The organism is uncultured Tateyamaria sp., assembly GCF_947497045.1.
In the GTDB taxonomy this organism is placed as follows: Bacteria; Pseudomonadota; Alphaproteobacteria; order Rhodobacterales; family Rhodobacteraceae; genus Tateyamaria.
Map to the genome: position 1 here is coordinate 537,290 of NZ_CANMEU010000002.1, position 24,132 is coordinate 561,421.

20 protein-coding genes are annotated in these 24,132 nt (G+C 62.1%); 9 read left to right on the top strand and 11 right to left on the bottom strand.

Going from position 1 to position 24,132, the window contains the following annotated elements; translation table 11 throughout:
• The first annotated feature begins 2 nt into the window (after positions 1–2).
• From glmS to Q0859_RS06200, 3 genes are read left to right on the top strand one after another with little or no spacing between them, the layout of a single operon-like run.
• Entirely contained in the window at positions 3–1,823 is a 1,821-nt protein-coding gene (gene glmS, locus Q0859_RS06190) for a glutamine--fructose-6-phosphate transaminase (isomerizing) (RefSeq protein WP_299148710.1), read from the top strand.
• The gene (locus tag Q0859_RS06195) at positions 1,823–2,374 is read left to right on the top strand and encodes a pyridoxamine 5'-phosphate oxidase family protein (protein ID WP_299148713.1); all 552 of its coding nucleotides are present in this window, start codon (positions 1,823–1,825) and stop codon (positions 2,372–2,374) included. The genes glmS and Q0859_RS06195 overlap by 1 nt, the downstream gene beginning before the upstream one ends.
• Positions 2,371–3,057 (top strand): DNA alkylation repair protein, encoded by a 687-nt coding sequence (locus tag Q0859_RS06200; protein ID WP_299148716.1) that lies wholly within the window; start codon positions 2,371–2,373, stop codon positions 3,055–3,057. The genes Q0859_RS06195 and Q0859_RS06200 overlap by 4 nt, the downstream gene beginning before the upstream one ends.
• A gap of 1 nt (position 3,058) precedes the next feature.
• Here the strand turns inward: Q0859_RS06200 and Q0859_RS06205 are convergent, their stop codons facing one another.
• The gene (locus Q0859_RS06205) at positions 3,059–3,496 is read right to left on the bottom strand and encodes a hypothetical protein (protein ID WP_299148719.1); all 438 of its coding nucleotides are present in this window, start codon (positions 3,494–3,496) and stop codon (positions 3,059–3,061) included.
• A 76-nt stretch (positions 3,497–3,572) separates the two neighbouring features.
• Here Q0859_RS06205 and moaA point away from each other — a divergent pair, with 76 nt between their 5' ends.
• Genes moaA through Q0859_RS06220 form a run of 3 tightly spaced genes read left to right on the top strand, consistent with a single transcriptional unit; the run spans position 3,573 to position 6,926 of the window.
• Entirely contained in the window at positions 3,573–4,580 is a 1,008-nt protein-coding gene (gene moaA / locus Q0859_RS06210; RefSeq protein WP_299148722.1) for a GTP 3',8-cyclase MoaA, read from the top strand.
• Between the two features lie 5 nt (positions 4,581–4,585).
• Positions 4,586–5,881 (top strand): 3-deoxy-D-manno-octulosonic acid transferase, encoded by a 1,296-nt coding sequence (locus tag Q0859_RS06215; RefSeq protein WP_299148725.1) that lies wholly within the window; start codon positions 4,586–4,588, stop codon positions 5,879–5,881.
• Positions 5,874–6,926 carry a glycosyltransferase family 4 protein gene (locus Q0859_RS06220; RefSeq protein ID WP_299148727.1) on the top strand — a complete coding sequence of 351 codons (1,053 nt, stop codon included), beginning with the start codon at positions 5,874–5,876 and terminating at the stop codon, positions 6,924–6,926. Before Q0859_RS06215 ends, Q0859_RS06220 begins: the two co-directional genes overlap by 8 nt.
• On the opposite strand, the gene Q0859_RS06225 is transcribed toward Q0859_RS06220, so the two are convergent.
• The 6 genes from Q0859_RS06225 to Q0859_RS06250 all read right to left on the bottom strand — a co-directional run bounded on the left by Q0859_RS06225 (position 6,923) and on the right by Q0859_RS06250 (position 14,250).
• The gene (locus Q0859_RS06225) at positions 6,923–8,089 is read right to left on the bottom strand and encodes a M20 aminoacylase family protein (protein ID WP_299148729.1); all 1,167 of its coding nucleotides are present in this window, start codon (positions 8,087–8,089) and stop codon (positions 6,923–6,925) included. The two genes, Q0859_RS06220 and Q0859_RS06225, sit on opposite strands and share 4 nt — an antisense overlap.
• Before the next feature lie 22 nt (positions 8,090–8,111).
• A complete protein-coding gene (locus Q0859_RS06230) occupies positions 8,112–9,278 on the bottom strand; it encodes a M20 aminoacylase family protein (RefSeq protein WP_299148731.1) in 1,167 nt (388 codons plus the stop codon).
• 19 nt (positions 9,279–9,297) lie between these two features.
• Complete coding sequence (locus Q0859_RS06235) at positions 9,298–10,641, bottom strand: FAD-binding oxidoreductase (RefSeq protein ID WP_299148734.1); 1,344 nt, start codon at positions 10,639–10,641, stop codon at positions 9,298–9,300.
• A 70-nt stretch (positions 10,642–10,711) separates the two neighbouring features.
• Positions 10,712–11,872: an acetylornithine deacetylase gene (gene argE, locus Q0859_RS06240; protein ID WP_299148736.1), complete on the bottom strand. Its 1,161-nt coding sequence runs from the start codon at positions 11,870–11,872 to the stop codon at positions 10,712–10,714.
• Entirely contained in the window at positions 11,869–12,273 is a 405-nt protein-coding gene (locus tag Q0859_RS06245; RefSeq protein WP_366523181.1) for a VOC family protein, read from the bottom strand. The genes argE and Q0859_RS06245 overlap by 4 nt, the downstream gene beginning before the upstream one ends.
• A 144-nt stretch (positions 12,274–12,417) precedes the next feature.
• Positions 12,418–14,250 carry an ABC transporter ATP-binding protein gene (locus tag Q0859_RS06250; protein WP_299148740.1) on the bottom strand — a complete coding sequence of 611 codons (1,833 nt, stop codon included), beginning with the start codon at positions 14,248–14,250 and terminating at the stop codon, positions 12,418–12,420.
• A gap of 300 nt (positions 14,251–14,550) precedes the next feature.
• Here Q0859_RS06250 and Q0859_RS06255 point away from each other — a divergent pair, with 300 nt between their 5' ends.
• The 3 genes from Q0859_RS06255 (at position 14,551) to Q0859_RS06265 (ending at position 18,328) form a co-directional block, all read left to right on the top strand.
• On the top strand, positions 14,551–16,254 hold the full coding sequence (locus Q0859_RS06255; RefSeq protein WP_299148742.1) for a peptide ABC transporter substrate-binding protein: 1,704 nt from the start codon (positions 14,551–14,553) through the stop codon (positions 16,252–16,254).
• Between the two features lie 78 nt (positions 16,255–16,332).
• Positions 16,333–17,340 (top strand): ABC transporter permease, encoded by a 1,008-nt coding sequence (locus tag Q0859_RS06260; protein WP_299148744.1) that lies wholly within the window; start codon positions 16,333–16,335, stop codon positions 17,338–17,340.
• Entirely contained in the window at positions 17,333–18,328 is a 996-nt protein-coding gene (locus Q0859_RS06265; RefSeq protein WP_299148746.1) for an ABC transporter permease, read from the top strand. Before Q0859_RS06260 ends, Q0859_RS06265 begins: the two co-directional genes overlap by 8 nt.
• A gap of 139 nt (positions 18,329–18,467) precedes the next feature.
• Here the strand turns inward: Q0859_RS06265 and Q0859_RS06270 are convergent, their stop codons facing one another.
• The 4 genes from Q0859_RS06270 to Q0859_RS06285 all read right to left on the bottom strand — a co-directional run bounded on the left by Q0859_RS06270 (position 18,468) and on the right by Q0859_RS06285 (position 24,074).
• Positions 18,468–19,751 carry a DUF3422 domain-containing protein gene (locus Q0859_RS06270; protein WP_299148748.1) on the bottom strand — a complete coding sequence of 428 codons (1,284 nt, stop codon included), beginning with the start codon at positions 19,749–19,751 and terminating at the stop codon, positions 18,468–18,470.
• A gap of 134 nt (positions 19,752–19,885) precedes the next feature.
• The gene (locus Q0859_RS06275) at positions 19,886–20,800 is read right to left on the bottom strand and encodes a hypothetical protein (RefSeq protein WP_299148750.1); all 915 of its coding nucleotides are present in this window, start codon (positions 20,798–20,800) and stop codon (positions 19,886–19,888) included.
• A 162-nt stretch (positions 20,801–20,962) separates the two neighbouring features.
• Positions 20,963–22,480, bottom strand: coding sequence for an NAD(P)(+) transhydrogenase (Re/Si-specific) subunit beta (locus Q0859_RS06280; RefSeq protein ID WP_299148751.1), 1,518 nt, complete (start codon positions 22,478–22,480; stop codon positions 20,963–20,965).
• A 13-nt stretch (positions 22,481–22,493) separates the two neighbouring features.
• Entirely contained in the window at positions 22,494–24,074 is a 1,581-nt protein-coding gene (locus Q0859_RS06285; RefSeq protein ID WP_299148753.1) for a Re/Si-specific NAD(P)(+) transhydrogenase subunit alpha, read from the bottom strand.
• Between the last annotated feature and the right edge of the window lie 58 nt (positions 24,075–24,132).

Sequence of the window (24,132 nt, forward strand, 5' to 3'; positions counted from 1 at the left end):
AAATGTGTGGAATTGTAGGTGTTCTGGGCAGCCACGAAGTCGCGCCAATCCTTGTTGAGGCGCTGAAACGGCTCGAATATCGCGGTTATGACAGTGCTGGCATTGCGACTATCAATGATGGGGTGCTGGACCGCCGCCGCGCAGTGGGCAAGCTGGTCAATCTGAGCGATCGGCTGGTGCATGACCCGCTGGCAGGCAAGTCCGGGATCGGCCACACGCGGTGGGCCACCCATGGCGGCCCAAGCGAGACCAACGCCCACCCCCATCGCGCGGGGTCTGTGGCGGTTGTCCACAATGGGATCATCGAAAACTTCCGCGAGTTGCGGGCCGAGATGGCCGAGGTCGGGTTGCAGTTCGAGACCGAGACAGACACCGAAACCGTCGCCATGCTGGCGCAACACCATCTGAACAAGGGGCTGTCCCCGGTGGAGGCGGCATTCAAGACGATTGACCGGCTCGAAGGGGCCTTTGCGCTGGCGTTTCTTTTCGATGGCGAAAGTGACCTGATCGTGGCGGCGCGCAAGGGCTCCCCTCTCGCCATCGGGCATGGCGCGGGCGAGATGTTTGTCGGCTCGGATGCCATCGCGCTTGCGCCACTGACCGACCGGATCACCTATCTTGAGGAAGGCGACCGCGCCGTCGTGACCCGCGCAGGCGTCGAAATCCGCGACGCGCATGGTGCTCTCGCAAATCGTGAGGTCCGTCAGATCCAGATCGACGATGCCCGCATCGACAAGGCCGGACACAAACACTTCATGGCCAAGGAAATCGCCGAACAGCCCACAGTGCTGAGCGCGACACTTGCCAACTATCTGGGGTCGGATGATCAGATCACCCTGCCCGATCCTGGCATAGATTTCACGTCCATCGACCGGCTGACCATGGTGGCCTGCGGCACTGCCTATTATGCGTGCCTGACGGCGAAATACTGGTTTGAACAGATCGCGCGGCTGCCGGTCGAGGTCGATGTGGCCTCTGAATTCCGCTACCGTGAGCCACCCATTCCGGGGCGCACGCTGGCGCTGTTCGTCAGCCAGTCGGGCGAAACCGCGGACACGCTGGCCGCGCTGCGCTATTGCGAGGGCAAGGCCGACAAGATCGTGTCGGTCATCAACGTCCCCGAAAGCTCGATTGCGCGCGAAAGCGATCTGGCCCTGCCGATCTTTGCCGGGGTCGAAGTGGGCGTGGCCTCCACCAAGGCGTTCACCTGCCAGTTGACCGTTCTGCTGATGCTGGTGCTGAAAGCGGCGCAGGCGCGCGGTACCATCAGTGCGGCGCAAATGTCCGGGCATGTTGCAGCATTGCGCGCGATCCCCGCCATGATCAACCTCGCGATTGCGCAGAACGATGCGATGGCCAAAACGGCCCGCAAACTGTCCGAAGCGCGCGATATCCTGTTTCTGGGCCGCGGGCAAATGTACCCGCTCGCCCTTGAAGGTGCGCTGAAATTAAAGGAAATCAGCTATATACACGCCGAAGCTTATGCGTCAGGTGAACTCAAGCATGGCCCCATCGCCCTGATCGACAAACACGTGCCCGTCGTGGTGATGGCCCCCAAGGACACGTTGTTCGACAAGACCGTGTCGAACATGCAGGAAGTCATGGCGCGCAAGGGCAAGGTCGTGTTGATCACCGATAATGACGGTTTGAAAGAAGCCGGAGACGGCGTGTGGGCTGATATCACAATGCCCGATTGCCCCGACATCATCGCCCCCATCGTCTATGCCGTGCCTGCCCAATTGCTGGCCTATCACACAGCGGTGGCCAAAGGCACGGATGTAGACCAACCCCGCAACCTCGCCAAATCCGTGACGGTGGAATAATGGCCAAGCAATTTGATCAGATCAGCGACGATCTGGCGGCCTTTATCGCGGCGCAGCACATGTTTTTCGTGGGCTCTGCCGCGCAGGATGGACGCGTCAACATCTCACCCAAGGGCATGGACAGTCTGCGCGTGCTTGGCCCCAACCGGATCATCTGGCGTAACCTGACCGGGTCGGGCAATGAAACGGCGGGGCATCTGGCTTCGGTCAATCGCATGACGCTGATGTGGTGCGGATTTGAGGTGCGGCCCATGGTCCTGCGCACCTATGGCAGTGCGCACACGCTGCATCCGCGCGATGCGGAGTTTGCCGATCTCAATACCCACTTCCCGCCCTCACATGGCGCGCGCCAGATTTATGATCTGAGCATTGATCTCGTCCAAACCTCCTGTGGGTATGCGGTGCCCTTCATGGACTATGCGGGCGAACGGGACGTGCTGGCCAAATGGGCGGACGACAAAGGCCCGGAGGGTATCAAGGCCTATTGGGCAACACGCAACACGCAAACCATCGACGGATTTGACACCCATATCGACGGGCCCAAGCCATGACGCCAGATGACGCATTGGCCGAGATATCGGCCCACGCAGATGCGCAACGCGCCGCAGATGCCAAAGCCTATCACAAATCGAAACGCGACCATCTGGGCGTGCCAAATCCGATCCTGAATGACCTGACAAAAGCGTGGCGTCAGGCCCTGGACCTTCCTGCCCGTGTTGCGCTGGCGGACGGGTTGTGGCGCACGAATCTCTACGAGGCGCGATTGGCCGCCGCCAAATTGCTGACCCAGGCCCGTATTCGGCCCGATGACGATGCCTGGGCACTGATCTCATCATGGGTGCCCGAATTCGACAGTTGGGCCATTGCCGATCACGCCTGCATGGCGGGGCAAAAGCGGCTTGTGGCCGACCCGACCCGTATCGAGGAGGTCGAGGCATGGACCACCTCGGACCACCTGTGGACCCGGCGCGCAGCACTTGTGATGACCCTGCCATGGACCAAGCAGAACTTTCCCAAGCCGCATGAGGTTGAAGTGCGCGAGCGGGTGTTGGGATGGGCCGCGGGCTATGTCCCCGACCAGCAATGGTTTATTCAGAAAGCGATTGCATGGTGGGTGCGCGAGTTGGGCAAACATGACGCGGCGCGCGCCCGCACCTTTCTTGACGCGCATGGGGATGCGATGAAACCGTTCGCGGCCAAAGAGGCGGCCAAGTATCTGCCTACAAACGGATAAATCAGCCGTCTGCGGTCACTTCGACTTCGGGCAATCCGGTAAGCGACGCCCCGATCGCCTGCATCGCCGCCAATGACAAACGACTGCCGGCGGTCTCGGGCCCTTCAATCGGGATCAGGGTTACAGCCACGCTTTGCCCCGTCTCGACCGAGCGGATGCGGCCCGGCTGTTCGGCGCGGACAAGTGGTGTTTTCAACCACAAACCGGGCTGCGCCGCATCACCAAGGGATGCGACAGTCGTACCCAGTTTCCCGCGACGCACGGGCGTGGGGGCCTCATCCGGCACCGCCTCCACCACGTCCAGGTCATCGGGACGTGATTGCGGGCGCACGGCGGCATCGTCGACGCCAACCACACCCCCCGCAGGCGCATCCCGGCCCTGTTCAGGCAGTATCCCGCAGCCTGCCATGCAGACCAAACTCACCAAGATCCATCTCATGGATCCACCATACTCTGCCCAGATTGACACGCAATGGCCCTTGCAGGCGGGGCCGTGCGCACATACCACTTAACTTATGACCGCTCCTTTGATTGACCCCTTTGCGCGTGCGATTACCTATCTGCGCGTCTCCGTCACCGACCGCTGCGATTTCCGCTGTGTCTATTGCATGTCGGAAAACATGACCTTTCTGCCCAAGAAAGAGCTGCTGACCCTCGAAGAGCTGGACCGCATGTGTTCGGCGTTCATCGGTCTGGGCGTGCAAAAGCTGCGGATTACGGGTGGCGAGCCGCTGGTGCGCCGCGATATAATGACGTTCTTCAACGCCATGGGCCGCCATCTTGAGGCGGGCACGCTCAAGGAGTTGACGCTGACCACCAATGGCAGCCAGCTGGAGCGCTTTGCGACCGATCTTTATGCCGCCGGGGTGCGCCGGGTGAACATCTCGCTCGACACCATTGACGAGACCAAATTCGCCGAGATCACACGGTGGGGCCGCCTGCCCCAGGTGTTGCGCGGTGTGGATGCGGCGCTGGCTGCGGGCCTCAAGGTCAAGATCAATGCCGTTGCCCTGAAGGATTTCAACGAAAACGAGCTTGAGACCATCACCCGCTGGTGCGCCGAGCGCGAGATGGACCTGACCTGGATCGAGGTCATGCCGATGGGCGATCTGGGCAACGAGGACCGCCTTGGCCAGTACTGGTCCCTCAAGGACGTGCGCGCCCGCTACGCCGATCACTACACCGTCACCGATCTGGCCGAAAATACCGGCGGGCCTGCGCGTTATGTGCGTCTTGAGGAGACGGGCCAGAAGATCGGCTTTATCACGCCCCTGTCCCACAATTTCTGTGAAAGCTGCAACCGGGTCCGCCTGACCTGCACGGGCGAGATTTACCTGTGTCTGGGCCAGGAGGACATGGCCGATCTGCGCGCGCCGCTACGCGCCCATCCCGACGATGACGCGCCATTGCAGGATGCGATCCGCGCGGCCATTGGCATGAAACCCAAGGGCCACGATTTTGATTATTCCCGGCAGCGACTGGATGGTCAGATGCCACGGCACATGAGCCACACGGGCGGCTGAGCCCCATGCGGCCCACGGCCCTGTTTCGGCTTTACCGCGCACTGAGCGCCCTCGCACTGCCCTTTGCGACGCGCCGGGCGGTGGCCAAGTTGCGTGCGGGCGGTGTCAGTGCCGAACGGGCCCACGAACGTCTGGGCCATGCCACCCAATTGCGCCCCAACGGGCCGCTGATCTGGTTTCATGGGGCCAGTGTGGGCGAGGCCAAGTCGGTGCTGCCTGTCCTGCACCGCATCACACGGGATCACCCCGACCCGCGCCTGTTGCTGACCTCGGGCACCGCCACCTCGGCTGAAGCCGTCGCAGGCCGCATGCCCCAAGGCGCGATACACCAGTTCAGCCCGCTGGACGGGCGTGGGCCGATGGCGCGGTTCCTGCGCAACTGGCGCCCCGATCTGTGCGTGCTGGTGGAATCCGAACTGTGGCCCAATCTACTCGATATGTGTGCGGAGGCCGACATTCCCGTCGCCTTGCTGAATGCACGGCTGTCCGACGGCAGCGCGCAAGGCTGGCAACGCTTTCCCGGCACCGCCGCTTATGTGCTGCGCGGGATCGTGATGGCCCATTGTCAGGACGCGCGCAGCCGCGATCACCTGCGCGCCATGGGGCTGAAGAATGCCCAACAGGGCGCGAACCTCAAATCCATGATGGGTCCGCCGATGATCGATGCGGTGACGCGCGCGCGCGCGCATGCGGACCTTGGCAACCGCCCCCTGTGGGTCGCCGCCTCGACCCATCCGGGCGAGGAAGAGGTCGTGCTTGCCAGCCATGCCCGCCTCTTGGCGGACGATCCCGATCTGTGCCTGATCCTCGTGCCGCGCCATCCCCACCGGGCCGCTGCGGTCCGCGCGCTGGTGGCCAAGGCCGGGCTGACGCTGGCCCAACGCAGCACCGGGGACGGCGATGCCGCCACCGCTCAGATCTATCTGGCCGACACCATCGGCGAGACCGACCTGTGGTACACGCTATCGCCCATAGTATTTCTGGGCGGCTCGTTCACCGATGTGGGCGGGCACACACCCTTTGAACCCGCGGCTGCCGATTGCGCCATCCTGCACGGGCCACACTACACGAATTTCACCGAGGCTTACGCACGTTTTCTCGCCGCGGATGCGAGTGTGGAGGTCGCAGACGGAGCGGCGCTGACACCAGCCGTCCATGCGCTGCTGCGCGACCCCGATCGCGCCGCCACGCTGGCCGTCAACGCCCGCCCGCTGGTGCAGTCGGGCGATGCGCCGCTTGGGGAACTGGCCGCGCGCCTCTTCTCTCTGGCCGACACCCACGCTAAGGATCTGCATGACTGACCTGTCCCAAATCGATGTGATAGCGCCGAATTTCAAACGGCGCCTGTCGGGCGTGACCTCGACAGTGATCCGGCTGGTGCCCTTGCAGGCGCGCCAGATCGCCATCACCGCCTGTGCGCCCGAAGTGCCCGACCATGTGCCCAATGTGCATTGGTCAAAGCTGGTCACCATGGGGCACCGCGGCCCGTCGGGTGCGCGGGTCTGGCACGCGCGGCGCAATGTCGAGATGATCGCGGGGATCGCCCTCAAACGGGTGCTGGGCAAGCGGCTGAAGCTGCTTTTCACCTCGGCCAGCCAGCGCAATCATACCGGGCTGACCAAGGCGCTCGTGGCACGCATGGACGCAGTCATTGCGACCTCGGCCAAGACTGCGAGCTATCTGAGCGTGCCCAATACCGTGATCCATCACGGCATCGACACCGAGGTCTTTGCCCCCAGCCCCGACAAAGCCGCTCTGCGCGCCGAACTGGGCCTGCCCATGGGTCCGTTGATGGGCTGTTTTGGCCGCATTCGCGCGCAAAAGGGCACGGATGTCTTTGTGGACGCGATGATCGACGTGTTGGGCCGGCACCCCGACGCCTGCGCCATCGTGATGGGCCGCGCCGTGGACAAGGATCAGGCGTTTCTGGGCGACCTCAAGGCGCGCGTGCGCGCGGCGGGCCTGACCGAGCGGTTGCTGTTCCTGCCAGAAGTGCCGGTTTGGGAGACGCCGAAATTCTATCAGGCGCTTGATATCTACATCGCGCCGCAGCGGTGGGAAGGGTTCGGGCTGACCCCGCTTGAGGCGATGGCCTGCGGCGCACCTGCGATCTGCACACGGGTCGGCGCCTTCGAGGAGCTGATCGCAGACGGGCAGACCGGCACCCTGATCGCGCCGGGGAACGTGGGCGAAATGGTTGCGGCCACCGACGCGCTGCTGGCGGACCCTGCGGCGCTGACGACATGGAGCGCCCAGGCCCGCGCCCACATGGTCGACCACTTCCAGCTTCAGCAGGAAGCGGACGCCATCATCGCGATCTATCGCGCCCTGCTCGACACCGCTTAGGACGCCAGCGGCATCCGCTGCTCCACGATCTCGGCCCACCACGAACAGCCCGCCGGGATCGCCTCGTCGTTGAAGTTGTATTCAGGGTGATGGACCATCGCCGTGTCGCCATTGCCCACCAGAATATAGGCGCCGGGCCGCTCTTCGAGCATAAAGGCGAAATCCTCGCCCCCCATCACCAGCGGAGCCTCGTCGCATTGCCCCGAGACCAAACGCGCCACATCAGCCGCGAATGCGGTTTGATCGTCATGGTTCACCATCACCGGATAGTTGCGCTGATAATCGACGCGCGCCACGCCCCCGAAAGTGGTCGCGATGCCCTCGCAAATCTCCAGCACCCGCTTTTCAGCCAGATCGCGCATCTCGGCGCTCATCGTGCGCACCGTGCCCATGATCGAAACCCTTTGCGGAATGACATTGAAGGCTTTGGAGGATGTCTCGAACGAGGTGATCGACACCACGATGCGTTCGATCGGGTCGGCATTGCGACTGACGATGGATTGCAGGGCGGTCACCGCGTGAGAGGCCATAAGCGTCGTGTCGATGGTGTCCTGTGGCTTGGCCGCGTGCCCGCCCAGTCCCTCGAACTCGATCTGCAACAGGTCGGTGGCGGCAAAGAACGGCCCCGGCCGGATCGCGAATTCACCCACGGGGCGGCCCGGCCAGTTGTGCATGCCGTAAACCTCCTGAATGCCCCACCGGTCCATCATCCCGTCCTTGCACATCTCGCGACCGCCCCCGCCGCCCTCTTCGGCGGGCTGGAAGATCACCACGACCGTGCCGTCGAAATTGCGCGTCTCGGCCAGGTATTGCGCCGCCCCAAGCAGCATCGCCGTATGCCCGTCATGGCCGCAGGCGTGCATTGCGTCCGGGGTTTTCGAGGCATACTCGAGGCCCGTCTGCTCGTGGATCGGCAGCGCGTCCATGTCGGCGCGCAGGCCAACAACCTTGCCCGCGCTGTCGGATTTGCCCTTGATCACGCCGACCACGCCGGTGCGCCCGATCCCCTCGACCACCTCGTCACAGCCAAAGGCGCGCAGCTTTTCGGCAACCAGCGCGCTGGTGCGGTGAGTGTCGAACAGGATTTCGGGATGTTCGTGCATGTCACGCCGCCAGGTGGTGATGTCGGCATGCATTTCGGCAAAGCGGTTCTTGATCGGCATGGGCTCTCTCCTGCTGCAGGGGTTATTGCGCGGGCATCCGCTGTTCGACGAGTTCGACGAACCAGCTGCATCCCGCCGGGATCGCATCGTCATCGAAAATATAGGCGGGGTGGTGGACCATCGGCCCGTCCCCGTTGCCAAGGAAGATATATGCCCCGGGTCGTACATTGAGCATAAAGGAAAAGTCCTCGGCTGCCATGATCGGAGGCGTGTCGGTGATCACATCACCCGCCACAGCGCGGGCGGCGGCGATTGCATATTCGGTGTGATCGGGGTGGTTGACGGTGACGGGATAGCCCAAACGGTAATCCACCTCGACCTCGCAATCATAGGCCTCGGCGGTGGCCTTGGCGATGGCCTTGACCCGCGCCTCGACCATGTCGCGCACCTCTGCCTCCAGTGCACGGACCGTGCCCGTCATTCGCGTCTGCTGCGGGATCACGTTATGTGTATCCACATCCGAATGGAGCGCGCAGACCGACACGACGGCGGCATGCAGCGGGTCCACATTGCGGCTGGTGATGCTTTGCAGGCCCAGAATGATATGGGCCGCCGTGACGTTGGGGTCGATGGATTGATGAGGTGCTGCGGCATGCCCGCCCTTGCCCGTCACTGTGATATAGAACTCATCCGCACTGCCCATCAGCGCCCCGGATCGGATCGCAAATTGCCCCGTGGGCAGACCCGGCATGTTGTGCAGCCCATAGACCTCCTGCACGCCAAAGCGGTCCATCACGCCCTCATTCACCATCTCGCGGCCACCACCGCCACCCTCCTCGGCGGGTTGGAACAACAACACAGCGGTGCCGTCAAAATTGCGGGTTTCGGCCAGATACTGCGCCACCCCCAACAGGATCGAGGTGTGCCCGTCATGCCCGCAGGCGTGCATGGTGCCCGGATTGGTCGAGGCATAGTCGACGCCAGAGGCCTCAAGGATCGGCAGCGCGTCCATGTCCGCACGCAGACCAATGACGCGGCCCTTGGTGTCGGTGCGTCCCTTGATCACGGCAACCACACCCGTCTGCGCAATGCCGGTTTCAATCGCATCCACACCGATCTCGCGCAGTTTGTCCGCAACGAAGGCGGATGTCTGATGTTCGGCGAATCCCAGCTCGGGATGGGCATGCAGATGCCGCCGCCATCCGGTGATCTCGGCATGGGTTTCGGCCAGACGGTTCTTGATCGGCATGGGGTGTCCTTTCCGGATATCAGACAGAGGGGCCGATGCGCATCCGCGTCCCATCGGTAAAGCGGCTCAGACGGAACCGTGTCAGATCATGGCCCACCTCGCCCCCCGTGACCAGAGCGGCAAGCACCTTTCCCATGCCTGGGCCGATGCCAAAGCCGTGACCGCTCATGCCGGTGCCCACCGTCAGGCCAGGCAGGGCCACGACCCGGTCCACGACCGGAACGACATCGGGCATGGTGTCGATCATGCCCGCCCACGCCGCCTTGATCCGCACACGGCCAAGGTCGGGGAACAGAGCCGCGAAATCACGCGTCAGGTCGGCGACCTTCCTCGCATTGGGCTGGGGGTCAAGGATGCGCATCCGCTCGAACGGGCTTTGCGCGTCTTCGGACCATGTGCGCGGGGTGCCCCAGGCATCCGGGAACCCGTTGGGTGCGCCGGGCAGAAACCGGGTGCCGAATGGGTCGGCGCGCAGTTGCGCAAGGAATTTTGGTAAGGATCGGAACGCATCGGGGCCTATGAACAGCTCGTGAAAGCCCCCCGCCGCCAGAGAATAGCCCCCATCCGCACGAGGTCGAAACGCGATACCCTCATCTGCCGCGCCACCAGGATAGACCATCGGCAAGGGCGCGGTCGCGGCCACGGTGGCACGCACGGACAGTTGCGGCAGGACAACCCCGTGACGGCGCAGGAACAGGGATGACCACGCGCCCCCCGCCAGCACAACCTCGGGTGCGGCGATCCGGCCCTGTTCGGTGATCACACCAGCCACTTTGCCGTCCGCCATATCCAGCGCACGCACCGCACAGCTTTCGACAATCCGCACGCCCGCGCGCACCGCAACACCGGCCAGCGCAGGCACCGCCACCCAAGGTTCGGCGCGCATGTCGGATGCGGTATAAAGCGCGCCCGCATAACGGCGCGACATGCCCGGGATCAGCTCCACCACCTCAGCCGCCGACAACACCCGGCTGTCCACACCATGCGCCTGCGCATGAGGCAACCACGCCTCATATTCCGCCATCTTTTTGGGGGTGCGCGCCAGATAGGTCACACCGCCGGTGTGCAGACCGATATCGACATTGGTTTCACCTGCCAGCTCGCGCCACAATGCGTTGGACTCGACCATAATGCCCAATTCGTCCGGGTCGCGGCCCTGCTGCCGAATCCATCCCCAGTTGCGCGAGGATTGCTCGCCCGCGATCCGCCCCTTTTCCAGCAAGACAACGCGCAGGCCATCACGGGCCAGGAACAAGGCCGTGCACACACCAATTACACCGCCGCCGATCACGATCACATCGGCCTCGACAGGCTGCGGGCCACCCCATGTCACGGGGCTGTCACCATGGATTGCAAAGCGCATCAGCTAGCCCCATCAAGGGTCGGTGGGCGGGTGCCTTTTGGCCCCGGGCCAAAACAGACCGGTCCCGACCTCACGCCAGCCGCGCCACCAGATCGCGCATAAACGCGTGGCCCGCCTCGAACTGGGCCACGGTGATGAACTCATTGGGTTGATGGGCCTGCGCGATATCGCCGGGACCACAGACGACAGCGGAATAGCCTGCCGCCTGAAACTGCCCGGCTTCGGTGCCGTAGCTGACCACATGGCCCGCATTGTCACCCGTAATGGCGCGCACCAGACCTTCGGCCACGCCATCGGTCTCGGGCTGCAAGGGCGGCACATCAAAGCGGATATCGACCTCCACCCGCGTCTCGGGGCGGATCGCCTGCATCCCACGCTCGATCTCTGCCACATGGGAAAGATATGCCTCTTTCAGGGCGGTGGTGTCATCCCCGGGCACCGCGCGGAAATCCATCGAGAACCGGCAAGACTTGGCGGTGATATTATGGGCCGTACCGCCCTCGACCTGCCCCACATGCCACGTGGTACAGGGCGGGTCGAACATTGCCGCCAGCGGCGACGGGGTGGCGGCGAAATTCTCGGCATTGCGATGATTGGCAAAGTCGATGATCCTGGCCCCCTCAAGGATCGCGCTGACCCCGGTGTTCAGCAGCGAGGAATGGACCTCGAAGCCGATCACATGGGTGTCAAAGCCCTGCCCCCCCTTGTGGCCGGTGACCGCCTTCATCATCGACGGCTCGCCCACGATAACCGGGCCGCCCTTGGGCACAACGCCCTGCATCGCCTCGATCATGGGTGGCGCACCAAGGCAGCCAATCTCTTCATCGAAACTCAGGGCAAGCTGCATCGGCGTGGTGACGCCCGCATGATGCGCCTCGACCAGTGCCCAGATCGCAAGGGCGTCATAGCCTTTCATATCGCAGGTGCCGCGCCCGAAATACTTGCCATCGACTTGGGTCACGACAAAGGGGTCGGTGTCCCACGGCTGGCCATCCACAGGCACCACATCCGTGTGCCCCGACAGGACCACCGCGCCCTCGACCTCGGGGCCGACATGCGCAAACAGGGCCGCCTTGAGCTGATCGGGGTGGTAATATCTGTGGGCCGTGATCCCGTGATCACTCAGATAGCCCTCGACCCAGTCGACCAATGGCAGGTTCGTGTCGCGGCTGACGGTAGGAAAGCTGATCAGCTTGGTCATCAACTCCAGCGGGGTCAGTCGAGCACTCATATCGCTTCTCCGAAAAAAATGAGCGTGCAATCCTCGTCCGCGACGTGGAACTCGCGCTGCCCATATGGCTGATCAAACGGCGCGCGCACCCGGCCCTCGGGCAATGTGGCAAGGGTGGGCCGCATATCGGCATAGACCGCATCAAGGCCTTCAACATCGACATAGAACGATCCCTGACGATCCCTTACGCTCAGGTCCACAGTGCCGTCAACTTCGACCAGCCGAACAGCTACCGCATCGCGGCGTAGAAAGGCGTAGTTTTCAGCCTGAAATCCCAGCCCAAAGCCAAGCACGTTACGATAGAACCCGATCTGCCTGTCCATTGAGGTGCAGGGCACAAACGGGGTGATCTGGGTCAAATGTGCTATTTCCACCACCTCAATTGGCGTTCCTTGTGACATCCAAATAGATCAACCCAGCGACTATCGGTGCCGCCACAAGCAAGACCCGCGCTGAAATCCAAAAAGAACGCAACAGTCCGTTGATCCCACTAAGAAGGACCGCGTCAAACCCCAATAACCGTAACAATTTGCGAGCGGCCCGCATCAATATCCGCTGTCGGTGGTCAGTACGAAATGGCCCGGTTCGACCTCGTCATATTCCGAGGGGGCGGGCTGATAATCGACCGGATGAATAGGCGACGGGATCGGTTTGAAATTGAGGTCTTTCTCGGCCTTGCGCTGGCGCGGATCGGCAATGGGCACGGCCTTCATCAAGGCCTGGGTATAAGGATGCTGGGGGTTTTCAAAGACGCGCGCGCGTGGTCCCATTTCCACGATCCGGCCCAGATACATCACGCCCACATGGTGGCTGACACGTTCCACCACGGCCATGTCGTGACTGATAAACAGGAACGACAGCCCCATATCGGCCTGCAACTCCATCATCAGATTCAACACCTGGGCCTGCACCGACACATCCAGCGCCGACACCGCCTCGTCCGCGATAATCAGCTTGGGGTTCAGCGCGAGGGCGCGCGCGATCGCGACCCGCTGGCGCTGACCGCCCGACAACTCGTGGGGATAGCGACGCATGAAGCTGCGCGGCAACTCGACCCGGTCAAACAGCATCTCGACGCGTTTGCGCCCCTCATCACCCTTGAACATGCCGAAATTGTGCATCGGCTCGGCCACCTGATCGGCCAGCTGCATTTGGGGGTTCAGGGATGCAAACGGGTCCTGAAAGATCATCTGCATGTCGCGTCGCGCCTCGCGCAGACCTCGGTCATTCAGCTCCATCACGTCCACATCACCCAACATGATATGGCCCGCCTGCGGCTCCACCAGCCGCAGGATCGACCGCCCCGCCGAGGATTTGCCACAGCCCGACTCGCCCACAAGGCTGAGGGTCTGACCCTTGTTGATGGTAAAGGACAAATCCTCGACCGCATGCACATTAGCCACGAGACGGCGGAAAAAGCCGCCGCGCACCGGAAAGCGGGTGGTAAGCCCTGTGACCTTCAGCAGCGGCTCGTTGGTGCCGGAAATGGGGGCGATGGATTTTTGATCACGCCCCATCAACTTCATCGGTTCGGGGTACTGTGTGCCCTGCATCTCGCCCAGCTTGGGGACGGCGGCAAGCAGCGATTTGGTATAGGCATGTTGCGGGTTCTCGAAAATCTGTTCGACAGGCCCCTCTTCGACCTTGTTGCCCCGGAACATCACAACCACGCGGTCCGCCATCTGGGCAACCACCGCCATGTCATGCGTGATGAACATCACGGCTGTGCCCGTCTCGCGCTTGAGGCGGTCCATCAGGGCCAGAATTTCGGCCTGAATGGTCACGTCCAGCGCGGTCGTGGGTTCATCCGCGATCAGCAGGCGCGGCTCGCAAGCCAATGCCATCGCGATCACCACGCGCTGGCGCATGCCACCGGACAACTCGTGAGGGTATTGCTTGAGGCGGCGCTCGGGTTCGGGAATGCGCACCTGTTTCATCAGTTCCAGCGCGCGGGCTTCAGCCGCGGATTTGCTCAGGCCCTTGTGCAGGCGCACCCCTTCGGTCAGCTGTTTGCCAACTGTAAAGACGGGGTTCAGCGCGGTCATTGGTTCCTGAAAGATCATCCCGATTTCGTTGCCGCGGATGGTGCGCATCAACTCCTGTTCGGTGTCGGCCAGATCAACCGCGTCCGCATCCTTGCGATTAAAAATCAGGCGCCCCCCCGCGATCTTGCCCCCGCCAAATTCGACAAGGCGCATGAGCGAGAGCGAAGAGACCGATTTGCCCGATCCCGACTCACCCACGATGCAGACGGTTTCGCCCGGATTAACCTCGAACGAGACATCCTCGACACCCAGCACAGGGCCGTCCTTGGTCTGAAATTCGACCCGCAAACCCTGGATATTGGCAATTGGCGCGTGGCCCGGTTGATCAAGCATGCAGTATTTCCCCGGTTTTTGAGCCAGAACGGCCCAACAAGCCAAAGAGTGGGCGAAGGTCCGGGCACTGTCAAACATAAGACACCCGAAATTCCCGATTGACCGCACGCAAGGCTTGCATTTTCAGCAACTTCTGTTTCGATATGGCAATGCACTTGGGGGGCCGAGCGTAAAAACCACGGATAAACCGTGGGTTACCTGATGTCAGATGACGCGTGCCCCTCCGGTCTAAACCGACGTCCCGACCAACGGGGCGTATTTGATGTGCGGGCGCGCCCGCCGTCCAACAAGGAGTATGACATGACAATAAAAACCCTTCTCATGGGTGCAGTGGCAAGCGCCGCGCTTGCGCCGGCAGCCTTTGCCGAGCGCGGAGCCGACGGCGAAGTCAGCATCATCTATTGGCAAGCGCCTTCGATCCTGAACCCCTATCTGTCAGGCGGCACTAAGGATATTGAATCGGCTTCGCTCGTGCTTGAACCGCTGGCCCGCTATGACGAGACCGGCGTGATGGTCCCCTTCCTCGCCTCTGAAATCCCGACCGTAGGCAATGGCGGCGTCAGCGAAGACCTGACCTCCATCACATGGAAAATCGCCGAAGGCATGGTATGGTCTGACGGCACACCCGTCACATCCGCTGATGTGAAATTTACCGCCGACTACTGCATGCACCCCGAAGGCGGCTGCGCACAGGCGGCCTTCTTTGACGGTGTCGAAAACGTCGAGGCTGTGGATGACATGACCATCAAGGTCACCTTCAACCAGCCCAAACCCAACCCCTACGGCCCCTTTGTCGGCGGCCAGTCCCCGATCATTCAGGCTGCACAGTTCGCCGACTGCCTCGGGGCCAAGGCACCTGAATGCACCGAAGCGAACTTCAACCCCATCGGGACCGGCCCCTTTGTGGTCGATGATTTCCGTCCCAATGACGTGATCCAGTTCTCGGCCAACGACAACTACCGCGATCCGGCCAAACCTGCCTTTGCAAGCGTGACCTTCAAAGGTGGCGGTGATGCGGCAGCGGCGGGCCGTTCGGTGCTGGAAACCGGCGAATTCGACTATGCCTGGAACCTGCAACTGGCCCCCGACGTCATTGCGCGCATGGAAAGCGCGGGCAAGGGCAAGGCGATCGCAGGCTTCGGCCCGCTGGTCGAGCGGCTCGAGATGAACATGACCGATCCCTCGCCCAACCTGGCCGAAGGCGAGCGGTCAACCATCGCCCATCCGCACCCGATCCTGAGCGACATTCGCGTGCGCGAGGCGCTGTCCAAGGCCATCGACCGTGAACTGCTGGTCGAAGTGGGCTATGGTCAGGCAGGCAAGGTCACCTGTGACCTCGTCCCCGCGCCCGAAATGTTCGCCGGTGGCGACCAGCACTGCTATGCACAGGACCTCGAAGGTGCCAAGGCGCTCTTGGAAGAGGCCGGCTGGACCGACACCGACGGTGACGGCATCCGTGACAAGGACGGCATGAAGCTGGAACTGCTCTACCAGACCTCAACCAACGCCGTGCGTCAGGACTTCCAGGCCCTGATCAAACAGTGGTGGAGCGAGATCGGTGTTGAAACCGAGTTGCGCAACCTTGATGCGTCGGTGTTCTTCGGCGGTGACCCAGGTTCGCCCGACACGTTCCAGAAGTTCTATGCAGATGTGGAGATGTACGCCAACACCTTCAACGGCACGGATCCGCAGCAGTATCTGGCGCAGTACCGGTGCGGCAACGAACCCCGCCCCGCGTCGCAGTGGCAGGGTGAGAACATCAACCGCTTCTGTGATCCCGCCTATGACGCGCTGATCGATGAGCTGGCCCGCACAGGCGACATCGAAAAGCGCGCCGAAATCGCGATCAAGATGAACAACATGCTGACCAAGAACACCTATACCATCGTGCCGCTCGTGCACCGTGGGCGGGTGTCGGCCCATGCCAACTCACTTGGTGGCGTGAAGCTGAACGTCTGGGACAGCGAGCTGTGGAACGTGGCCGACTGGCACCGCGTCAAGTAACGACTTTGGGGTGGGCGACATCGCCCACCCTACCCTCTCGACCAATAATCAAGACCTCCGACAAAGGACTGGCTATATATGCTGACCTTCACAATCCGCCGGTTGATCCTGTCGATCCCGACGCTTTTGTTCATCAGCCTTGTTATTTTCCTGCTGCTGCAGCTCGCCCCCGGTGATCCGATGGCGCAGGTCCCACTGACCGTGCCCCCCGAGGTGAAGGAAAAGATGCGCGAGGCGCTTGGTCTTGGCCAGCCGATCCACATCCAGTACCTCAAGTGGATCATACAATTCTTCTGGATCGAACCGCAGGTGCTGGTGGATCACTGGTTTGGCACCTCCTTTGCCGAGGGCAAGCAGCGGGTGATCTCGTGGCAGACCCGCAGCCCCGTCATGGACATCGTGGTCCAGCGCATTCCGCAAACCCTGTGGGTGGTGGGCCTGTCCTACGTGGTAGGCATCCTGATCGCCCTGCCCATCGGCATCTATTCGGCCTACAGACAATATTCGGTGTTCGACCAAACGGGTACGTTCATCACGATGATCGGCTTTTCGATCCCGCCCTTCTTTACCGGCCCGCTGCTGATCGTGCTGTTCTCGGTCCAGCTTGGGTGGCTGCCCTCGATCTATGACACCACGCATGTCGTGACCGATTGGGAAAGCTTCAAGGTCCAGTTCATGCAGATGGTCATGCCCGTCATGGTGCTGGCCCTGCAAACCACGGCCCAACTCAGCCGCTACATGCGCTCCTCCATGCTGGACAACCTTGGCCAGGACTATGTGCGCACCGCCCGCGCCAAGGGGCTGAAAGAGGGCGTAGTCGTGATGGTGCACGTGTTGCGCAACTCGATGATCCCGGTGATCACCGTCATAGCACTTGGGGTCCCTGCGATCTTTGGCGGGGCGATCATCACTGAGAACGTGTTCAAGGTGAACGGGATCGGGCAGCTTTTGCTCACCGCGCTGTTTGCCAATGACATCCCAATGGTAATGACGCTGACCTTTATCTTCGCGATCCTGATCGTGCTCTTCAACCTGATTGCCGATGTGCTTTACGGCGTGCTCGACCCGAGGATCCGCTATGACTGATCACCCCATCCCCGCAGGTTCCGACCTTGAAATCGACACGCTGGCGGCCCTTCAGGACAAGGAACCGCCCAAAGAACCACGCAGCCAGTGGAAGGACGTGTGGGACCAGTTCAAACACCACAAAGGCGCGCTGTTTGGCGGCGGTTTCCTGATCTTTATCACGCTGGCGGTCCTGCTTGGACCCTACATCTGGACGCTGGACCCACAAAAGCTGGACATTCGAAACAAGGACATGCGCCCCATTTACACAGCACTCTGGGACAGCACGGCCAAGGTCGGTTGGGGCAACCCACTGGGCACCGACAATCTGGGGCGCGACATGCTTGCGAATCTGATCGCCGGTGGGCGGGCGTCCATGGCGGTGGGCTGGGCCGCCATGGTGCTGGCACTGGTGATCGGCACGCTTGTGGGCGTGGTATCAGGCTATTTCAAAAAGGCGGACTTCTGGCTGATGCGGTTCACCGATCTGGTGCTGTCCTTGCCGATCCTGCCGCTGCTGCTGGTGGCGGTGACACTGTTCCGCGAACCACTACGGGCCAATTTCGGCCCCGAAGGTGGCATGTTCATCCTGATCGTCTCGGTCATTGGGCTGACCAGTTGGATGCAGACCGCGCGGATCGTACGCGGCGACATTCTGGCGCTGAAAGAACGGGAATTCATCCTCGCCGCACGCTCAATCGGGACCACGTCCGGCGCGATCATCCGGCGGCATCTGCTGCCCAACGTGGTGTCGCCCATCATGGTGTCGGCCACCCTGGGACTCGCCACCGCAATCATCACCGAAAGCGCGCTGTCCTTTCTTGGCGTCGGCTTTCCGTCCGACTTTCCCACATGGGGCAAACTGCTGGCGGACTCCGTGCAACGGATGGAACAATACCCCGAACGGGTGATCCTGCCCGGCATCCTGATCTCGCTCACTGTGCTTGGAGTGAACTACCTCGGCGACGGTCTGCGCGACGCGCTCGATCCACGGATCAGAGGGCGATAGGGCGCGGCACGCCTGCCCCTTCCTTTCGCCAAAAATACCTGAATCCACGGATGCCCCACACAGCACGATAGCGATAGGGTACGAAGGGTCGGCGGGTGGGTGCATTTCGGCAAAGCCGGAACAGACCAGCCCGCCGACGCTATTTCTCGACCGAGCGGCGCAATCGGCGCACCAGCCACCAGACCCCCAGAACCACCGGCACGGTGACCAGCGCCGTCAGCAGGTTCTTGGACAGACCCGTCGGCCCCTCCAGCGGATATAACAGGTAACCCGCCAGCGAGACCGCGTAATAGCTGATGGCCACAACAGACAGACCCTCAACCGTGCGCTGCAACCGCAGCTGCAAGTCCGACCGCTTGTCCATGCTCTCAAGCAAGGCCTGGTTCTGCGCCGAGCGTTCCACATCTACCCGCGTGCGCAACAGGTTGGCGGCGCGCACGCCGCGCGCACTCATGGCCTCCAACCGATCCTGCGCTGACCGGACCGTGCGCATCGCGGGCTGATAACGGCGCACCATGAACTCCCGAAACGTCTGGCGACCCTCAAACCGGTCCTCGCGCAGGGCGGCAATCCGCTCGTTCACAATCGCCTCATAGGCCCAAGTGGCCCCGAAGCGGAACGAGGATTGTGCGGACACCGTTTCCAACTCGGCCGAGATCGCAAGGAGTGCCTGCAAGGTTTCCTCGGCGCGTGATCCTTCGACCGACATGCTTTCCACCAACTCGGTCACGCGCGTATCCAGCGCGCCCAATTGCGCGCCCAGACTGCGCACACGGGCAAAGCCCAGCATCGACATGGATTTGTAGGTTTCGATCTCGCACAGGCGCTGCACGATGCGGCCCACACGGCGCTGACCTGTTCCTTCGGAGGTGAACACGGCAAAGCGCATATGCCCGTTCTGATCGATGCGGAAATCTCCTGCCATCACCGCCGCATCCTCGAGCACCGAACTTACCGCAAGGCTTTCGGGCACAAACCACTCGCGCAGGCGTGCGCGCATCGTTTCTGCCTCCATCCGGGGCTCCACCCGCACCAGAATCGAGGTCACGCGCTGACCCGGCGCGTCTACCAGCCAATCCTCGGGGAACGGATCAAAGGCGCGCGGATCAAAGGCGCGCTCCTCCACCCCATCGGAAAAGATGGTGTAGGTCACGAATTCAGTGTGCTGTTCCCATTTCAGCCAATAGCGCCCGATCTGCCCGTAATAGTGGGTCGCACCGGGTTGGGGATGCGCAACACCGTGGCGATCCAGCAGCTTGTGGAGGTGATCCAGATCCGCAGCGCGATCCCGGCTGGCCGCCATCTCAGGCTGCTTGAAGGCCACATAGGCCGCCGCACATGGCGCATGCATCGACGGAAACGGGCGGGCATGCAGCTCGTTGGCCAATTGATAGCGCAAAGGGTGATCTTCGACGGGTGCCATGTCTGCTCCAAGCCTGTTCGGCTTAGACCTAGCTTGAAGCGGGTTTAAATCCAACTCTTTTTATGTCTACTTTCAATATGTTAACGGGGTACAATTGTATACTGACCCCTCACAATCCCCACAGATGTGGTGTGTTACGGGGTCTCTGGGGTCCGCGCTGCATGCGCCACAAGACGCTGCGCCCGCTCTTTGATCTTGGGAAATTCCCATTCGGGATGCGATTGCGCGAGCCCGGTCAGGGCACGCATCACAAGCTTGGGATGCCCCTTTGACAGCCCCGCCCGCAGGCTTTGCCGCGCGCCCATTTCACAGCGTTCCCCCGCGCGGACCATGGCGCGAAACGAGGTCGCCGTCAGTGTGCCGTCAAAGGCCGCCTCCAGCACGTCGTTCATGCGCCCTGTCTTGCTCAGGATCGGCCCAGAGTGATGCAAGCTCCACGGCAGCCGCAACTCGACCAGATTAGACGGATCAAGCCGCGCAACATGCGCCGCGTCAGGGCCAAAATGCGGATCAAACAGCACATAGACCACCGATGCTGCCCGCGCGCCGTCAACCCCATCAAGGTAAGGCCCAGACCACTTCCCCCGCTCGAACCCTGCATCATATCGCGTCTCGAACGGCACCACGCCTGGGTCCAGATGTGTTTGCGGCACCATCGCAACCACACGGGCACCCGGCGCGGCCTGCGCAAATGTCAGCGCGCCATAGCCCCCCATCGAACTGCCATAGAATATAACCTCGTCGAACTTTTCAAAGAAGGCATCGTCGCGCAGCCTGTCAAAGAAGGCCCAGACATCCGCATGGCGAAACCAATCATCCGGGCTTGCCATCATCAGCCCCAGATGCGAGGCCCCCATGCGGTCCACGAAATTGGCCCCCCAGGGGAAGTGCGGGCGCGGGGCGGCCCGGCTCATCACGTTGTCAAACGACACCACCAGCCGCTTGGTCGAGCGGGGGAAATACATCGCGACATGGCGTGCCATGGCGTGCACAAAGCCGTCCGGCTCTGTCGCCTTGGCTGCGATGCGATGTCGGTGCTTGATCCTCATAAGGGTTTTGTTTGGCATCTGGCGCGCATGGGGCAAGACGTGGGGCGGGCCATGCGCTGTTTTCTCGGTAAATGTTGCGCAACAGACTCAGCGAATGGCGCCCCGAAGGCCGCCATCCCTGAGACGCCACTGCGCCAATGCTATGCGAGCATCAGAGCTGCGTCAGTCAATGAGAGGCAGCAGTGTGTCGATGGACGCCTTTGCATCGCCATAGAACATCCGCGTGTTGTCCTTGAAGAACAGCGGGTTCTCGATGCCCGAGTATCCCGTCCCCTGCCCGCGCTTGGACACAAAGACCTGTTTGGCCTTCCAGCATTCCAGCACCGGCATGCCCGCGATGGGCGAGTTCGGATCGTCTTGGGCCGCCGGGTTCACGATGTCATTGGAGCCGATCACGATGGCCACATCCGTATCCGGGAAGTCATCGTTGATCTCGTCCATTTCCAGCACGATGTCGTAAGGCACCTTGGCCTCGGCCAAGAGCACATTCATGTGCCCCGGCAGACGCCCCGCCACGGGGTGGATCGCAAAGCGCACGGTCTTGCCCTTGGCGCGCAGCTTGCGCGTCAACTCGGCCACGCCCTGCTGCGCCTGCGCCACGGCCATGCCGTAACCGGGGATGATGACGATACTGTCAGCCTCATTCAGCGCCGTTGCAACCCCATCCGCGTCGATGGCAATCTGTTCACCCTCGACCGCCATCTGCTCGCCCGCGGGGCCGCCAAAACCACCCAGAATAACCGACACAAAGGACCGGTTCATCGCCTTGCACATGATGTAGGACAGGATTGCGCCGCTCGAGCCGACCAGCGCACCCACCACGATCAGCAGGTCATTGCCAAGGCTGAAGCCAATGGCTGCCGCCGCCCACCCCGAATAGGAGTTCAGCATCGACACAACCACAGGCATGTCCGCCCCGCCGATCCCCATGATCAGGTGATAGCCGATGAACAGCCCCAACAGCGTCAACAAAACCAGCGTGAACGTCCCGCCGGACCCGAGATACATGAAGGTCAACAAAAGCGACAGACCCGCCGCCCCGGCGTTCAGGTAGTGCCCGCCCGGCAGCTTCTGCGCGCTGGTGTCCACCTGGAACGGCAACAGCGAGGACCCGCCCGCCAGTTTGGCATAGGCGATCACCGACCCGGTGAATGTCACCGCGCCAATCCAGATGCCCAGCACCAGTTCGACGCGTAGAATGCCGATCTCGACGCCCGACTTCTTGGCAATCAACTGGCCAAAGACGGACAACCCCTCATAGGCTTCCTTGGGCAGCCCGACCACGGTCAGCCCGTCCTCGGCCACCGCGCCCAGCACCAGCCCCTCGGCCTGATAGATCCCGTCGATATAGTTGATCATCAGATCCGCGTTGAAGCCGACGAACACCGCCGCCAGACCGACAAGCGAGTGCATGATGGCCACGAGTTCGGGCATCTGCGTCATCTCGACCTTGGTGGCGAGCTGATAGCCCACCGCCGCGCCGCCCCCGATCAGGACCAGCGATGCGAACCACAGACCCGAACCCGGACCGATGAGCGTGGCAAGAACCGCGATGGCCATGCCCGCGATGCCGTACCACACGGCACGCTTTGCGCTTTCCTGGCCCGACAGACCGCCAAGTGACAGGATGAACAGAATGGCCGCGACAACATAGGCCGCAATGGTGAATGCGTTTTCCATGAAGTGCGCCCCCTCAGGATTTCTGGAACATGGCGAGCATGCGCCGGGTGACGAGGAAGCCGCCAAAGATGTTGATGGCGGCCATGAAGATACCGAGCCCCCCAAGCAGCGTGATCAAAGCGCTGGTCGATCCGATCTGAATCAGCGCGCCCAGGATAATGATGCTTGAGATCGCGTTGGTCACCGCCATCAGCGGCGTATGCAGCGAATGCGCCACGTTCCAGATCACCTGGAAACCGATGAACACCGACAAAACGAACACGATAAAGTGCTGCATGAAGCTGGCCGGCATGCCGGGGATCATCCCGATGCCAAGGACGACAGCCGCGCCTACGGCCAGCAGAATGACCTGGTTCTTGGTCTGGGCCTGAAAGGCAGCCGTCTCGGCGGCACGTTTTTCCTCGGGCGTCAGGTCCTTGGGCGCTTCCTTTTTCGGAGCAGCAGCGATGGCGGCCACCTTGGGGGGCGGCGGCGGGAATGTGACCTCGCTTGCATGGGCGATGGTTGCCCCCCGGATCACGTCATCTTCCATGTTGTGATTGATAACGCCGTCTTTTTCGGGCGTCAGGTCCGTCATCAGGTGGCGGATGTTGGTCGCATAAAGCGACGAGGACTGGGTCGCCATCCGGCTCGGGAAGTCGGTGTAGCCGATGATGGTGACGCCATTGTCGGTCACGATCTTTTCGTCCATGACCGTCAGCTTGCAGTTACCACCCTTTTCGGCGGCAAGGTCGACGATGACCGACCCGGGCTTCATGGCCGCGACCATGTCCTCGGTCCACAACTCGGGGGCTTCGCGGTTGGGGATCAGGGCGGTGGTGATCACGATATCGACCTCGGGGGCCAATTCGCGGAACTTGGCCAGTTGGGCCTCGCGGAACTCGGGGGACGAGACGGAGGCGTATCCGCCCGTGGCGGCCCCGTCAGTCTGTTCTTCCTCAAAATCGAGGTAGACGAACTCGGCCCCCATCGATTCGACCTGTTCGGCCACTTCGGGACGCACATCGAACGCATATGTGATCGCGCCAAGCGATGTGGACGTGCCGATGGCGGCCAGTCCGGCCACACCCGCACCGACAACCAGCACCTTGGCCGGGGGCACCTTGCCCGCAGCAGTGATTTGCCCGGTAAAGAAGCGGCCGAAGTTGTTGCCCGCCTCGATTACCGCACGGTAGCCCGCGATATTGGCCATGGACGACAGCGCATCCATTTTCTGAGCGCGGCTGATGCGGGGGATCATCTCCATCGCCACCACGGTCGCGCCTTTCTTGGCGGCGCTTGCCATCTTGGCTTCGTCTGCCACGGGGCTGAAGAACGAAATCAGGGTCTGCCCTTCGCGCAGCCGTTTCATTTCGGTCGCATCGGGGGCGCGCACCTTGGCCAACACATCCGCAGCCTTCCACAGGGCGGCAGCGGTCTTGACCACCTCGACGCCCGCAGCCTTGTAATCGGCATCCAGAAATCCTGCCTCCTCGCCCGCGCCCGTCTCGACCACACAGGTGTGGCCCAGCTTTTGCAGTGCGGCGGCGCTATCAGGGGTCATCGCGACCCGACGCTCTCCGGCATAGGTTTCTTTTGGTGTTCCAATCTTCATGGCGCGCATTCCCCCATGTTTAATGCAAATATGTCTTGGTCTGGCCGTCAGGCGATAT

Bases quoted from the DNA above. Each gene is read 5' to 3' on its own strand.
- Q0859_RS06245 (WP_366523181.1), bottom strand. From the start codon at position 12,273: ATGTCACAAGGAACGCCAATTGAGGTGGTGGAAATAGCACATTTGACC.
- argE (WP_299148736.1), bottom strand. From the start codon at position 11,872: ATGAGTGCTCGACTGACCCCGCTGGAGTTGATGACCAAGCTGATCAGC.
- Q0859_RS06230 (WP_299148731.1), bottom strand. From the start codon at position 9,278: ATGCCGATCAAGAACCGTCTGGCCGAAACCCATGCCGAGATCACCGGA.
- Q0859_RS06195 (WP_299148713.1), top strand. From the start codon at position 1,823: ATGGCCAAGCAATTTGATCAGATCAGCGACGATCTGGCGGCCTTTATC.
- Q0859_RS06205 (WP_299148719.1), bottom strand. From the start codon at position 3,496: ATGAGATGGATCTTGGTGAGTTTGGTCTGCATGGCAGGCTGCGGGATA.
- Q0859_RS06260 (WP_299148744.1), top strand. From the start codon at position 16,333: ATGCTGACCTTCACAATCCGCCGGTTGATCCTGTCGATCCCGACGCTT.
- glmS (WP_299148710.1), top strand. From the start codon at position 3: ATGTGTGGAATTGTAGGTGTTCTGGGCAGCCACGAAGTCGCGCCAATC.
- Q0859_RS06250 (WP_299148740.1), bottom strand. From the start codon at position 14,250: ATGCTTGATCAACCGGGCCACGCGCCAATTGCCAATATCCAGGGTTTG.
- moaA (WP_299148722.1), top strand. From the start codon at position 3,573: ATGACCGCTCCTTTGATTGACCCCTTTGCGCGTGCGATTACCTATCTG.
- Q0859_RS06235 (WP_299148734.1), bottom strand. From the start codon at position 10,641: ATGCGCTTTGCAATCCATGGTGACAGCCCCGTGACATGGGGTGGCCCG.
- Q0859_RS06220 (WP_299148727.1), top strand. From the start codon at position 5,874: ATGACTGACCTGTCCCAAATCGATGTGATAGCGCCGAATTTCAAACGG.
- Q0859_RS06270 (WP_299148748.1), bottom strand. From the start codon at position 19,751: ATGGCACCCGTCGAAGATCACCCTTTGCGCTATCAATTGGCCAACGAG.
- Q0859_RS06255 (WP_299148742.1), top strand. From the start codon at position 14,551: ATGACAATAAAAACCCTTCTCATGGGTGCAGTGGCAAGCGCCGCGCTT.
- Q0859_RS06280 (WP_299148751.1), bottom strand. From the start codon at position 22,480: ATGGAAAACGCATTCACCATTGCGGCCTATGTTGTCGCGGCCATTCTG.
- Q0859_RS06225 (WP_299148729.1), bottom strand. From the start codon at position 8,089: ATGCCGATCAAGAACCGCTTTGCCGAAATGCATGCCGACATCACCACC.
- Q0859_RS06275 (WP_299148750.1), bottom strand. From the start codon at position 20,800: ATGAGGATCAAGCACCGACATCGCATCGCAGCCAAGGCGACAGAGCCG.
- Q0859_RS06265 (WP_299148746.1), top strand. From the start codon at position 17,333: ATGACTGATCACCCCATCCCCGCAGGTTCCGACCTTGAAATCGACACG.
- Q0859_RS06200 (WP_299148716.1), top strand. From the start codon at position 2,371: ATGACGCCAGATGACGCATTGGCCGAGATATCGGCCCACGCAGATGCG.
- Q0859_RS06285 (WP_299148753.1), bottom strand. From the start codon at position 24,074: ATGAAGATTGGAACACCAAAAGAAACCTATGCCGGAGAGCGTCGGGTC.
- Q0859_RS06215 (WP_299148725.1), top strand. From the start codon at position 4,586: ATGCGGCCCACGGCCCTGTTTCGGCTTTACCGCGCACTGAGCGCCCTC.